Origin of the sequence: Pseudonocardia sp. HH130630-07 (genome assembly GCF_001698125.1) — a bacterium.
Lineage (GTDB): Bacteria > Actinomycetota > Actinomycetes > Mycobacteriales > Pseudonocardiaceae > Pseudonocardia.
In genome coordinates this window covers 4,668,451-4,681,035 of record NZ_CP013854.1, presented here as the reverse complement: position 1 = coordinate 4,681,035, position 12,585 = coordinate 4,668,451, and the positions used below count along the sequence as shown (strand labels likewise).

13 protein-coding genes and 1 pseudogene are annotated in these 12,585 nt (G+C 74.7%); 11 read left to right on the top strand and 3 right to left on the bottom strand.

Features of this window, described 5'->3' with window-relative positions; all coding sequences use genetic code 11:
* Positions 1-10: 10 nt before the first annotated feature.
* Positions 11-1,230 (bottom strand): annotated as a pseudogene (locus AFB00_RS22200) (RtcB family protein).
* Between the two features lie 257 nt (positions 1,231-1,487).
* Entirely contained in the window at positions 1,488-1,757 is a 270-nt protein-coding gene (locus tag AFB00_RS22195; RefSeq protein ID WP_068798799.1) for a hypothetical protein, read from the bottom strand.
* 443 nt (positions 1,758-2,200) lie between these two features.
* Here AFB00_RS22195 and AFB00_RS36405 point away from each other — a divergent pair, with 443 nt between their 5' ends.
* The 11 genes from AFB00_RS36405 (at position 2,201) to AFB00_RS22145 (ending at position 11,970) form a co-directional block, all read left to right on the top strand.
* Positions 2,201-2,278 (top strand): putative leader peptide, encoded by a 78-nt coding sequence (locus AFB00_RS36405; RefSeq protein ID WP_442965878.1) that lies wholly within the window; start codon positions 2,201-2,203, stop codon positions 2,276-2,278.
* Between the two features lie 193 nt (positions 2,279-2,471).
* Positions 2,472-3,317: an ABC transporter permease gene (locus tag AFB00_RS22190; RefSeq protein WP_068798798.1), complete on the top strand. Its 846-nt coding sequence runs from the start codon at positions 2,472-2,474 to the stop codon at positions 3,315-3,317.
* Entirely contained in the window at positions 3,290-4,003 is a 714-nt protein-coding gene (locus AFB00_RS22185; RefSeq protein WP_068798797.1) for an ABC transporter ATP-binding protein, read from the top strand. The genes AFB00_RS22190 and AFB00_RS22185 overlap by 28 nt, the downstream gene beginning before the upstream one ends.
* Before the next feature lie 9 nt (positions 4,004-4,012).
* Entirely contained in the window at positions 4,013-5,137 is a 1,125-nt protein-coding gene (locus AFB00_RS22180) for an LLM class flavin-dependent oxidoreductase (RefSeq protein ID WP_068798796.1), read from the top strand.
* Positions 5,134-6,246 carry an Rrf2 family transcriptional regulator gene (locus tag AFB00_RS35615; protein WP_068798795.1) on the top strand — a complete coding sequence of 371 codons (1,113 nt, stop codon included), beginning with the start codon at positions 5,134-5,136 and terminating at the stop codon, positions 6,244-6,246. The genes AFB00_RS22180 and AFB00_RS35615 overlap by 4 nt, the downstream gene beginning before the upstream one ends.
* Complete coding sequence (locus tag AFB00_RS22170) at positions 6,243-6,710, top strand: cupin domain-containing protein (RefSeq protein ID WP_068798794.1); 468 nt, start codon at positions 6,243-6,245, stop codon at positions 6,708-6,710. The genes AFB00_RS35615 and AFB00_RS22170 overlap by 4 nt, the downstream gene beginning before the upstream one ends.
* Positions 6,707-7,675 carry an ABC transporter substrate-binding protein gene (locus AFB00_RS22165; RefSeq protein ID WP_068798793.1) on the top strand — a complete coding sequence of 323 codons (969 nt, stop codon included), beginning with the start codon at positions 6,707-6,709 and terminating at the stop codon, positions 7,673-7,675. Before AFB00_RS22170 ends, AFB00_RS22165 begins: the two co-directional genes overlap by 4 nt.
* 316 nt (positions 7,676-7,991) lie before the next feature.
* Entirely contained in the window at positions 7,992-8,876 is an 885-nt protein-coding gene (locus AFB00_RS22160) for a MetQ/NlpA family ABC transporter substrate-binding protein (RefSeq protein WP_068798792.1), read from the top strand.
* A complete protein-coding gene (locus tag AFB00_RS22155; protein WP_068798791.1) occupies positions 8,876-9,940 on the top strand; it encodes a methionine ABC transporter ATP-binding protein in 1,065 nt (354 codons plus the stop codon). The genes AFB00_RS22160 and AFB00_RS22155 overlap by 1 nt, the downstream gene beginning before the upstream one ends.
* Positions 9,937-10,599 carry a methionine ABC transporter permease gene (locus AFB00_RS22150; RefSeq protein WP_068798790.1) on the top strand — a complete coding sequence of 221 codons (663 nt, stop codon included), beginning with the start codon at positions 9,937-9,939 and terminating at the stop codon, positions 10,597-10,599. The genes AFB00_RS22155 and AFB00_RS22150 overlap by 4 nt, the downstream gene beginning before the upstream one ends.
* 30 nt (positions 10,600-10,629) lie before the next feature.
* Complete coding sequence (locus tag AFB00_RS22145; protein WP_068798789.1) at positions 10,630-11,970, top strand: NtaA/DmoA family FMN-dependent monooxygenase; 1,341 nt, start codon at positions 10,630-10,632, stop codon at positions 11,968-11,970.
* 90 nt (positions 11,971-12,060) lie between these two features.
* Here the strand turns inward: AFB00_RS22145 and AFB00_RS22140 are convergent, their stop codons facing one another.
* On the bottom strand, positions 12,061-12,468 hold the full coding sequence (locus AFB00_RS22140) for a DUF3040 domain-containing protein (RefSeq protein ID WP_068798788.1): 408 nt from the start codon (positions 12,466-12,468) through the stop codon (positions 12,061-12,063).
* Positions 12,469-12,585 lie beyond the last annotated feature (117 nt).

Sequence of the window (12,585 nt, the reverse complement as noted above, 5' to 3'; positions counted from 1 at the left end):
CGGGGGCGGGTCAGCCCTTGATGCAGAGCAGCGTGGTCAGACGGTGGTCCACGCTGATCAGGTCGTCCTGCTCGGCGATGACGGTCTCCAGGTCCTTGTAGGCGCCGGGGATCTCGTCGACCACGCCGGCGTCCTTGCGGCACTCCACACCCTCGGTCTGCGCCTGCAGGTCGGCGACGGAGAACTGCCGCCGTGCCGCGCCCCGGGACATCCGCCGCCCCGCGCCGTGCGACGCCGAGCGGTAGGAGTCCGGGTTGCCGCGCCCGGAGACGATGAACGATCCGGTGCCCATCGAGCCGGGGATGATCCCGGCCCGCCCGTCGGCCGTGGAGATCGCGCCCTTGCGGGTGACGATCAGGTCGATGCCGTCGTAGGTCTCCTCGGACACGTAGTTGTGGTGGCAGGACACCTCGTCGTCGAAGCGCACCGGCCGGCCCATGGCCGAGACCAGCGCGGACTTCGCCTGGGCCATCATCACCAGCCGGTTCAGGCGGGCGTACTCCTGCGCCCAGTAGAGGTCCCGGCGGTAGGCGGCCATCTCCGGTGTGCCGGAGACGAACACCGCCAGGTCCCGGTCCGGGAGGTCCTGGTTGTGCGGCAGCTCCTTCGCCACACCGAGGTGGACGTCGGCGAGCCGCTTGCCGATGTTGCGCGATCCGGAGTGCAGCATCAGCCAGACCCGGCCGGTCTCGTCGGTGCACAGCTCCTGGAAGTGGTTGCCGCCGCCGAGCGTGCCGACCTGCTGCCCGGCCCGGCCGCGCAACCGGTCGGCGTCGGACGGGGTGAACCGCTCCCGGACCGCGTGCAGCGCGTCGAACGCCGTCCACAGCCGGTCCCACTCCGGCATGGTGTCGAGGCCGAGCCGGGCCAGCCTCGGGCCGTTGCGGTGCAGCTCACGCCCGACGGGCAGGTCGCGCTCCATCTGCGCGCGGATCCCGGCGAGGGAGTCGGGCAGGTCCTCGGCGGTCAGCTCGGTGCGCACGGCGGACATGCCGCAGCCGATGTCGACGCCGACCGCTCCGGGGGACACGGCGTCGCGCATCGCGATCACCGATCCGACGGTGGCCCCGTAGCCCTGGTGGACGTCCGGCATGACCGCGACACCGTGGGTCCACGGGAGGTTCGCGCAGTTGCGCAGTTGCGCAGCTGCTCCAGTGCGCCCGCCTCGATGCCGGCGGGATCGGTCCACACCCGGATCGGTGCGGCGGCGTCGGTGACGACGGAGTGCATGACGGGGCCTCGCAGACCTCGGGGACCTCCCGACGCCCGGGCTCACCACGCGCCGGGCGGCGGCTGTGCGGCGCGTGCCCGGCCCCCGCGCGGCGCCGCCGGTGGACCCGGCGGGCCGGCGCGGACGGGCCCGCTGTGCCGATCCGATCGGATCGGGCACGCCGCACCACCATCGCCGAGGCCCGCCCCCGCTTCAACGGGATCACCCGGCGCCGGGTGACCGCGGGTCCCGGGCCGGCCCGCGGTCACCCGGGTACTCACACCGCCCGCGGGCGGCGCCGCAACGCGGTGCGCGCCACCGCGAGGTGCTGTGCGACCTCCGCGGTGATCAGCTCCGTGTGCAGCGTGTCCGGGGACTCCGTGCGCAGCGCGCGGTGCCGCCGGACGAGCGCCTCGAGCCCGTCGAGCAGGGTGCTCGCCGGATCGGCGGAGCGCAGCGTGCTCGCCGGGCCGGGCGGCGGGCTCCCGCGGTCGGGCGCGGACGGCGGGCTGCCGGAGCCGGACGTGGGCAGGGTCGGAACGCTCATGGTGTCTCCAGGTCACAGGGGCCGGACGGCCGTCGGGATCGGTCGGGTCGATCTCCCCTGCCGACAGAGCGTGGTTCCGACGAGGACGTAGTCGATGACTCGCCGCCGGGACAGGACGGTGCGGGTCACGTCACCACCCCCGCCCGTGGGACCGGCGGTCGAAGCGGGAAGTCCACGGATGCCTCCATCGCGTCCCGGCAGGAGCACCCGCACCCGCGTGTGGCGGGGGGTTGCTGCGGCGTCGTGGAGCCGGGTCTCTCGGCCGCTCGGAGATGGTCTGCCGACGACGGTACGGAACCGGGGCCGGGCGGTGTCAACCCGAGTCCACCCCCGGCGGCGATCGGGCCGACGTGTCCGGACGTGCTCCCACCAGGCGAAACGCGTGACCTCAATCCCAACGTTCGGGGTTGGGCTTGAGGCGCCGGGCGGTTACCGTCGGCCTCGTGACCGTCACCCTGCTGCTCACGACGCGCGAGCACATCGACCTCGCCCGCGTCGCGTCGGCGCTCTGTCGACCCTGACGTCGCCCCCGGCGCCGAGCCCGGCGCCGGTCCGGGAGCCGACCCCTACCGAGGGTCCCTGACGCTCTCCCGCAGTGCCACGTGCACCGCACCCCGGCGCCGCGCGCCGGGCCGTCGCCGCACGTCCCTCCTCCCACGGCCGCACCGCCGTACGCCCGGGTGCCGCCGTGCTCCCGCGTACCCAGGAGCCGCCATGACGACCACGTCCGAACGGGCCAGGGCCCAGGCCCCGCCCGACGTCGAGACCCTGCGGGGCCACCGGGCCCGCGGGCCCGCCCGGGTGCCGCGGTGGGCGGTCAAGACCGCGTCGCCGGTCGTGCTCGTCGCGCTGTGGCAGGTGCTGTCGAGCACCGGTGTGCTGCCGCGCGACGTGCTCGCCTCCCCCGCCACGGTGGCCACGACCGCCGCCGGGATGTGGGCCGAGGGCGCGGTGCAGAGCGCCGTCGCCGTCTCCACCGTGCGGGTGCTGTCCGGGATCGCGATCGGCCTGGTCGCGGCCGTCGTCCTGGCCACGGTGTCCGGGCTGTTCCGGCGCGGTGAGGACGTCATCGACGCCCCGGTCCAGATGCTGCGCACGGTCCCGGTGATCGGGCTCATCCCGCTGCTGATCATCTGGTTCGGGATCGGCGAGGAACCGAAGATCGCGCTGATCGCGCTGGCCGTCACGTTCCCGCTCTACATGAACCTGTTCGGCGGCATCCGCAACGTCGACGCCACGCTGGTCGAGGCGGCCCGGACCCTGGGTCTGGGCTGGTTCGGGCAGGTCCGGCACGTGATCCTGCCCTCGGCGATGCCGCAGTTCCTGGTCGGCCTGCGCTACGCGCTCGGCACCGCGTGGCTGGCCCTGGTCTTCGGCGAGACGATCAACGCAACCTCCGGGATCGGCTACGAGATGAACACCGCCCGCGAGTTCTTCCAGACCGACGTCATCGTCGTCTGCCTCGCGCTCTACGCACTGCTGGGACTGCTCGGCGACGCCGTCGTGCGGCTGTTGGAGAGGGGGTTGCTGGCATGGCGACCGGCGTTCAGCGGACGGTGAGGCCGGTCGAGGTCCGCGGCCTGACCCGGCGGTTCGACGACCGCGCGGTGATCGAGGGTCTCGACCTCGACATCGCGCCCGGCGAGTTCGTGGCGTTGCTCGGGGCCTCCGGCTGCGGCAAGTCCACCCTGCTGCGGATACTCGCCGACCTCGACTCCGACGTCTCCGGCGAGGTCACCGTCGCCCGGCGGCGTGCCGTCGGGTTCCAGAACCCGCGGCTGCTGCCGTGGAAGAAGGTGTGGCGCAACGTCGTGCTCGGGCTGCCCGGACGCCCGGACCGGGCCCGCGCGGAGGCCGCGCTGGCCGAGGTCGGGCTCTCGCACCGCAGCGACGTCTGGCCGAAGGTGCTCTCCGGCGGCGAGGCCCAGCGCGCCGCACTGGCCAGGGCGCTGGTCCGGGAGCCGGACCTGCTGCTGCTCGACGAGCCGTTCTCCGCGCTCGACGCGCTCACCCGGATCACCGCCCGCGGCCTGGTCGACGAGCTGTGGCAGCGGCACCGCTGCGCGGTGCTGCTGGTGACCCACGACGTCGAGGAGGCGCTGGTGCTGGCCGACCGGGTGCTCGTCATGGACGGCGGCCGGATCGCCCACGACGCCCCCGTCGACCTCGACCGGCCCCGCGACGTCACCCGTCCCGACTTCCAGCGCCTGCGTGCCGAGCTGCTCGGCCGCCTCGGCGTGCACTGAGGAGGACCCATGTCCGTCGAGTTCATCGGCATGATCGGGACCCAGGAGGTCTCGGAGATCCGGCCCGCCACGGGCCCGGTCGTCGACCGCGACACCGTGCGGCGGTTCGTCGCCGCGCACGAGGAGGGCGGCTTCGACCGGGTGCTGGTCGGCCACTCGTCGTCCACACCGGACGGTCTGCAGGTCGCCGCGTACGGGGCCGCGCACTCCGAGCGTCTCGGGTTCCTGGTCGCGCACCGGCCCGGGTTCACCGCGCCCACCCTGGCCGCCCGCCAGTACGCCACCCTCGACCACTTCTCCGGCGGCGGCAGGGTCGCGATGCACGTCATCTCCGGCGGCAGCGACACCGACCAGCGCCGCGACGGCGACTGGCTGGACAAGGAGCAGCGCTACGCGCGCACCGACGAGTACCTCACGGTGCTGCGCCGGGCGTGGTCGGACCCGGACGCGTTCGACCACGCCGGGGAGCACTACCGGGTCGCCGGCGTGCGCCAGGAGATCCGGCCGCTCGCCCCGATCCCGGTGTACTTCGGCGGGTCCTCCGACGCCGCCTACCGGGTCGGTGGCCGGCACGCCGACGTGTTCGCGCTCTGGGGCGAGCCGCTGGCCGGCACCGCCGAGCAGATCGCTCACGTGCACGACGCCGCCCGCGCCGCCGGGCGCACCGAGCCGCCCCGGATCAGCGTGTCGTTCCGGCCGATCCTCGGTGACACCGAGGACGAGGCGTGGGAGCGCGCGCACGCGATCCGGGACGGGATCGTCGCCGCGAAGGGCGGGCAAGGCTCGTTCACCGGGAACCGGATGCGCGACGCCGGTCCCCCGCCCAACGTCGGCTCGCAGCGGCTGCTCGCCGCCGCCGCGTCCGGCGAGCTGCACGACCGCTGCCTGTGGACGGCGACCGCTGCGGCGTCCGGGGCGGCCGGCAACTCCACGGCGCTCGTCGGCACACCGGACACGGTCGCCGCCGCGCTCGCCGACTACGTCGGGATCGGCGTGTCGACGCTGCTGATCCGCGGCTACGACCCGATCGCCGACGCCCGCCGCTACGGCCGTGAGCTGCTGCCCGCGGTCCGCACGGAGCTGGCCCGGCGGGGGCTCGACCGCGACGCCACGGCACAGGGGGTCCCGGCGTGAGCGCTCCCGCGACCGGCGCGGTCGTCCGGGCACCGGAGGGGGTCTCCCGGGGCACCGTCGCCGTCCTCTCCGGGCGCGGCGAGCACCCGGGGATCTACGCCCGGCTCGGCCGCAGGCTCGCCGCCGACGGCTGGACCGTCGCCGCGGTGTCCCCGGCCGCCGCCGACGAGGAGATCGCGGCCGTGCTCGACGGTGTCACCGGGGCCCGGGTGCTGCTCGGCTCGGACACCGGTGCGCTGCGGGCCTGGGCACTCGCCGCCGGCGGCACCGTCGGGGCGGACGGGCTCGTGCTCGCCGGGCTACCGGCGGGCAGTCCGGGGTCCGCACCCGGCCCCGGCGACCACGCGGGCGAGCTCGACGCCCGCACGGCCTGCCCGGTGCACCGCGGCGTGCTGGAGGCCGATCCCGAGTTCGGCTGGGGCGCGCTCAGCGGTCCGCCGCCGCCGGTGCCCGCCGACCCGCTGCCCGCCCTGCCGGTGCTCTGGCTGCACGGCGACGCCGACCCGATAGCACCGGTCGCGGCCGTCCGCGGGCTCGCGCGGGCCGGCGACGAGGTCGCCGTCGTCGCCGACGGGGTGCACGACGTGCTGAACGACCAGTTCCACCGGATCGTCGCCGCCCGGCTCGTGCTGTTCCTGGAACGCCTGGCGAAGGGCGCCCGGTTCACCGACCCGGCCGGGCCCACCGCTCCGGCCGCGCCGGTGCCCGCGGCGGCCCGGGCCCGCCGGGCCGCGCCGCTGAACGTGTCCGCCCGGCTCGACCACGCCCTGCACGCGCTCGCCGAGCTGGTCGACGCCGACGGCGGCACCGTCACCTGCGACGCGATCTCCCGCGCCCGCGGCGTCCCGCTGAACTCGCTGGTCAACGTCATGCTGCAGCTCCGCCGGGCGGGGCTGGTCGCCAGCCGGCGCGGTTGCGAGGGCGGCTACCGGCTGGCCCGCCCGGCGGGGGAGATCACCGTCGCCGACGTCGTCCGCGCGACCGAGGGCGCGCTCGCCACGCTGCGCGACACCGGACCGGCCGCCGCGCTGTGGGCCGACCTGGAGCGCACCGTGGCCGAGTTCCTCACCGCACACACCCTGACCGTTCTGGAGCGATCCCCACGATGAGTACCGACGACTTCCACCCCGACCTGCACGCAGGCGTCCCGGCGCACGCGAGGGTGCACCTCGTCCGCGGCGCCGACCTCACCGGTGACACCGCCCAGACCAGCGGGATGCGCCGCCGCGAGGCGGTCAGCGGCCGCACCGTCGGCTCGTCGAAGCTGTGGACCGGCGAGACGCACGTGGCCCCGGCGACGAACTCCGGCGACCACCACCACGGCGAGGCCGAGACCTCGATCTACGTCGTCAGCGGGCGGCCCCGGTTCGTCTTCCACGACGGCTCCGGCGAGGTCGTGCTGCAGACCGAACCGGGTGACTACGTGTTCGTACCGCCCTACGTCCCGCACCGCGAGGAGAACCCGGACCCGGAGCACCCGGCCGTCGTCGTCATCTCGCGCAGCACCCAGGAGGGGATCGTCGTGAACCTCCCCTCGCTCACCCCGCTCACCGATCCGGAGCCCACACCGTGACCCGCCGTCTCCTCGCCCCCGCGCTGCTCACCACGCTCGCGCTGGTGCTCGCCGGCTGCTCCGGCGGGGCCGGGGCCGACGACGGGCCGGTGACGCTGCGGGTCGGCGACCAGGCCGGGATCCAGCAGGCACTGGTCGAGGCGTCCGGGGCGCTCGACGGCAGCCCGTACCGGGTCGAGTGGAGCCAGTTCCCGGCCGCCGCCCCGCTGCTGGAGGCGTTGCGCGGGGAGGCGATCGACCTCGGCATCGCCGGTGACGCGCCGACGCTCACCGCGCTGTCGTCGACCGACCGGATCCGGATCGTCGAGGCGACCCGGTCGCCGAGCCAGGGCGGGCTCGCCCTGCTCGTCGGGAAGGACTCGCCGATCCGCTCGGTCGCCGACCTGCGCGGGAGGACCGTCTCGCCGACCACCCAGGGCAGCATCGGGCACTACCTGCTGCTGCGTGCCCTGGAGGAGGCCGGGGTGCGGCCGGACGAGGTGACCATCTCGTTCCTGCAGCCGGTCGACGCGGCCGCCGCCATGAACTCCGGCGCGATCGACGCCTGGTCCACATGGGACCCGTACACCGCCGTCGCCCAGCAGGAGTCCGGCGCCCGGGTGCTGCGCGACGCGAAGGGGCTCGGCACCGGCCTGACCTTCCTCGACGCGAACACCGCGGCGCTCGACGACCCGGACACCCGGGCCGCGCTGGCCGACTTCACCGAGCGCTACGGCCGGGCCCTGCAGTGGGCCCGGGACAACCCGCAGGAGAACGCCCGGATCTACGGCGAGCTGACCGACCGGCCGGCCGCGGTCGCGGACCTCATGGCGGAGCGGGCGTTGCGCGCGTCCGAGCCGCTCACCCCCGAGCTGACGGCCGAGCTGCAGGGCGTCGCCGACCGGTACGCCGACTACGGCGTGCTCCGCGAGCGGGTCGACGTCGGCGCGGTGATCGAGGACGTCGGGGCACCGGTCGGGCCCTGAGGCCCGGCGGGGCCCGGCCCGTGCCCGGTTCGTGAGCTTCGTCGCGGCGACCCGGTGTCCCCGATCCGCCCGCTGTAGTTTCGATCTCCGTGCCGACCGCCCCGCCGGATCGGTCCGCCCCGCACCCGGGAGCGGCCCGGTCCGGCGGCCCGGTCCCGGTCGTGCCCCCGGGACACCCGTTCCCGCCCGGCGCCCCGGACCACGTCGCGCACCCGCCCCGGCGGGTGCCGGCGCGACCCCGGCACGCTCCCCCGCACCACCGTTCCGTCCCCGCCGGCGCGATCCGCCCGCCGGGACGGGACCGAGAGGAACCCCGATGCGCCTGTTGCGTGCGCTGACCGTGTTGATCCCCGCCGTCGTCCTCGCCGTGGGCTGCGCCGCACCCGGTGAGTCGGGCTCCGGGGGTGACGGGGACACCCGGACCGTCCGGATCGGCGTGGCCGACGCCGCGGAGCCCTACTGGAACACCTTCACCGGGAAGGCCGCCGCCGAGGGCATCACGGTCGAGCTGGTCAACTTCACCGACTACAACCAGCCGAACCCGGCGCTGTCGCAGGGTCAGCTCGACCTGAACCAGTTCCAGCACCTGCAGTACCTGGCCAACTACAACGTCCAGAACGACGACACGCTGGTCCCGATCGGGGCGACCGCGGTCTACCCGCTGCCGCTGTACTCGACGAAGCACACCGATCTCGCGCAGGTCCCCCAGGGCGGCCAGATCGTGATCCCGAACGACGCCGTCAACCAGGCCAGGGCGCTGAACGTGCTGCAGTCCGCCGGGCTGCTGAAGCTCACCGACGGCGGCACCACGACCTCGACGCCCGCCGACGTCGACCGGGCGGCCTCGAAGGTCACGGTGACGCCGGTCGACGCCGCCCAGACCGCGGCGAACCTGCCGAGCGCCGACGGGGCGATCGTCAACAACAACTTCGCGACCGCGGCGAACCTGACCGCGGACCAGGTGCTCTACGGCGAGGACCCGGACTCCGACGCCGCGAAGCCCTACATCAACCTGTTCGTCGCCCGGGCCGATCAGGCCCAGGACCCGGCCTACGCGACGCTGGTCCGGATCTACCACGACCAGCAGGTGCTCGACGCGGCGCGCAAGGACCTCGGCGCGGACGGGGTCTTCCGGGACAACACCCCGGAGGACCTGCAGCAGACCCTGGCCGGCATCGAGCAGCAGCTGCGGGCCGGCTGATGAGCACGGCGGCCGCTCCGCCGGTGGTCATCTCGTTCTCCGGCGCGACCCGCACCTTCGCCGCCCGCCGGGGCTCCGGGGCGGCCGCCGTGACCGCGGTCGACTCGGTGGACCTCGACGTCACCGAGGGCGGGATCACCGGCGTGATCGGCTGGTCGGGGGCGGGGAAGTCGACCCTGGTCCGGATGATCAACGCCCTGGAGCTGCCGACGTCGGGCACCGTCACGGTGCGGGACCGGGTCACCTCGGAGCTGACCGAGCGGGGCCTGCGCGAGCTGCGCGCCGACGTCGGGATGATCTTCCAGCAGTTCGCGCTGCTGAACTCCCGCACGGTGGCCGGCAACGTCGGCTACCCGCTGCGGGTCGCGGGCTGGTCCCGGGAGTCACGCCGGGCGCGGGTCGCGGAGCTGCTGGAGTTCGTCGGGCTGTCCGAGCTCGCCGGGCGCTACCCGGCCCGGCTCTCCGGCGGGCAGAAGCAGCGGGTCGGCATCGCGCGGGCGCTCGCGACGTCGCCGTCGATCCTGCTGGCCGACGAGGCCACCAGCGCGCTCGACCCGGAGACCACCCGCGAGGTCCTCGCGCTGCTGCGCCGGGTCAACCGCGAGCTGGGGACCACGGTCGTGGTGATCACCCACGAGATGGAGGTGGTCGCGGCGATCTGCGACCGGGTCGTGGTGATGGAACGCGGCGCGGTCATCGAGCAGGGCGACGTGTACGACGTGTTCGCCGCGCCGTCGCACCCGGCGACCGCCCGGTTCGTGCACGGCGTCCGGCACGACGAGCCGTCCGCGGAGACGGTGGCCCGGCTGCGCGCACGCCACCCCGGACGGCTGGTGACCGTCGCGGTCGGCGGGGCCGGTGCCCCGGCCGCCGAGACCCTGGACGCGATCTCCCGGGTCCCGGCCGGGCACGGGGTGCGCGGCACCGTCGTGCACGGCGGCGTCCGGGAGCTGGCCGGGCGCCCGGTCGGGAGCCTCACCCTGCAGCTGACCGGCGACGACCCGGCCGTGCAGTCCTGTATCGACGAGCTGTCCCGGACCGCCCGGGTGACGGAGCCCGCATGAACACCGACTGGACCACACTGCAGCCGGTGCTCTGGCTGGCCCTCGCCCAGACCGTCTACATGGTGTTCTGGACGATGCTGCTCGCGGGCGTGCTGGGCCTGCTGCTCGGCGTCGCGCTGCACACCACCCGGGCCGGTGGCCTGTTCGCCAACCGCGCGGTGTTCGGCGTGCTCAACGTGCTGGTGAACCTGGTGCGGCCGATCCCGTTCATCATCTTCATCACCGCCGTCGGCCCGCTGACGCTGCTGGTGATGGGCACGACGATCGGCACCCGCTCGGTGCTGTTCCCGATGGTCGCGATGGCGACGTTCTTCATCGGTCGGATCGTCGAGCAGAACCTGGTGTCGGTCGACCCGGCCGTCGTGGAGGCCGCGCGGGCGATGGGGGCGAGCCGGTTCCGGATCGTCTGGAGCGTGCTGGTGCCCGAGGCGCTGGCGCCCCTGGTGCTCGGCTACACGTTCACCTTCATCGCCGTGGTCGACATGTCGGCGATGGCCGGGTACGTGGGCGGCGGCGGGCTGGGCGACTTCGCGATCGCCTACGGCTACCAGCAGTTCAACTGGCCGGTCACGCTGCTGACCGTCGCCGTCATCGTGGTCATCGTGCAGCTGGCGCAGCTGGCCGGGAACACGGTCGCGCGGCGGGTGTTGCACCGGTAGGACCCCGTACCGCGAACCGGAGGCACCGACATGGCGCGCAAGCAGATCCATCTGGCCGCGCACTTCCCGGGCGTCAACAACACGACGGTGTGGAGCGATCCGGCGTCCGGGAGCCACATCGCGTTCGAGTCGTTCGCACACTTCGCCCGCACCGCGGAGCGGGCGAGGTTCGACTTCCTGTTCCTCGCCGAGGGGCTGCGGCTGCGCGAGCACCGCGGGGAGATCTACGACCTCGACGTGATGGGCCGCCCGGACACCTTCACGGTGCTGAACGCGCTGGCCGCGGTCACCGAGCGGCTGGGGCTGGCCGGGACGATCAACTCGACGTTCACCGAGCCGTACGACGTGGCCCGCCAGTTCGCCTCGCTGGACCACCTGTCCGGCGGGCGGGCCGCCTGGAACGTCGTGACCTCGTGGGACGCCTTCACCGGCGAGAACTTCCGGCGGGGCGGCTTCCTGCCGAAGGAGAAGCGGTACTCGCGGGCGAAGGAGCAGCTCGCCGCCGCGGCCGCGATCTGGGACTCGCGCTCCGGGCCGCAGGACCGCGGCACCTTCGACGTCGTCTCCGACCAGTTCGACGTCCGCGGGCGGTTCGCGCTGCCCCGCAGCCCGCAGGGCCGGCCGGTGATCCTGCAGGCCGGCGACTCCGAGGAGGGCCGGGAGTTCGCGGCCGCGTCCGCCGACGCGATCTTCTCCCGGCACGCCGAGCCGGCGGCCGGCCGCGCGTTCCTCGCCGACGTGAAGGGCCGCCTCGCCCGCTACGGCCGTGCGTGGGACGACCTGAAGATCCTCCCGGCGGCCACGTTCGTGCTCGGCGACACCGACGCCGAGGCGGCCGAACGCGCCGAGGTCGTGCGGCACCAGCAGGTGAGCCCGCAGACCGCGATCGTGTTCGCGGAGCAGCTCTGGAACACCGACCTGTCCGGCCGCGACCCGGACGGCCCGCTGCCCGAGTTCGACCCGGTCGAGGGCGAGCTGGTCTCGAAGGGGCGGGCGAGCGTGCGGCAGTACCGCGACCCGAAGGCCGTGGCCGACCAGTGGCGGGCGCTCGCGGCGGAGAAGAACCTGTCGCTGCGCGAGACCGTCATCGAGACCACCGCCCGGCACACCTTCGTCGGCACCCCGGCGACGGTCGCGGCGGCGATCGACGACGCCGTCCAGTCCGACGCCGCCGACGGCTACGTCCTCGTCCCGCACGTGACACCGGGCGGGCTCGACGAGTTCGCCGACCGGGTGGTGCCGCTGCTGCAGGAGCGTGGCTCGTTCCGCACCGAGTACACCGGGACGACGCTGCGCGAGCACCTCGGCCTGCCCACCGTCGCCACGACGACGGACCCGACCGCGGCCGCCGTCGCGGCGCCGGACGCCTGACCCCGGGCCGGCGTCCGGTCCGACGCGGCGGAGGGCCGTTGCCCGCCGGGTCGGCCCGGCCGTACCCGCGGCGTCGTCAGCGCCGGTGCGTCACCGGTCGCGGGGCTCCTCGCCGGTGGCACCGTCCCGCCGGGCGATGCCCTCGCGCCGGGCCCGGGCCGCGATGAGGGCCATCGCGGCGGGCACCCCGAGCAGCAGCCCGAACGACAGGAACCCGGCGAGCCAGTCCGTCGGCACGAGGACGAGGACGATCACCGCGACCGCGACGGCCTGCAGCACCCGGTCGGCCGAGCCGCCGGGAGCCGCGGACCGCGCGGAGTCCTCGAGGACGGCCATCTCGGAGTCGAGCCCCGGGTCCGACCGGCGCAGCTCACCCTCCAGACCGGACAGCGCCCGCTCCTCGGCCCGGTCGAGCGGGCGGGCCCCGGACCGCGGGTCGGGATCCGGTACCCCGTCGGCAGGCTGCGACGACGGCGGGGGCGGCAGTGTGGCGGACATGGTTCCTCCTCCCCGGCCCCGGCTCGCGACCAGGGATTCCGAGACTCCGGCGGACCCCGCCCATCGTAGCTAAACGGACAAAACTCCGCGTGCCGGAGCGATGAGCGGCTCACCACG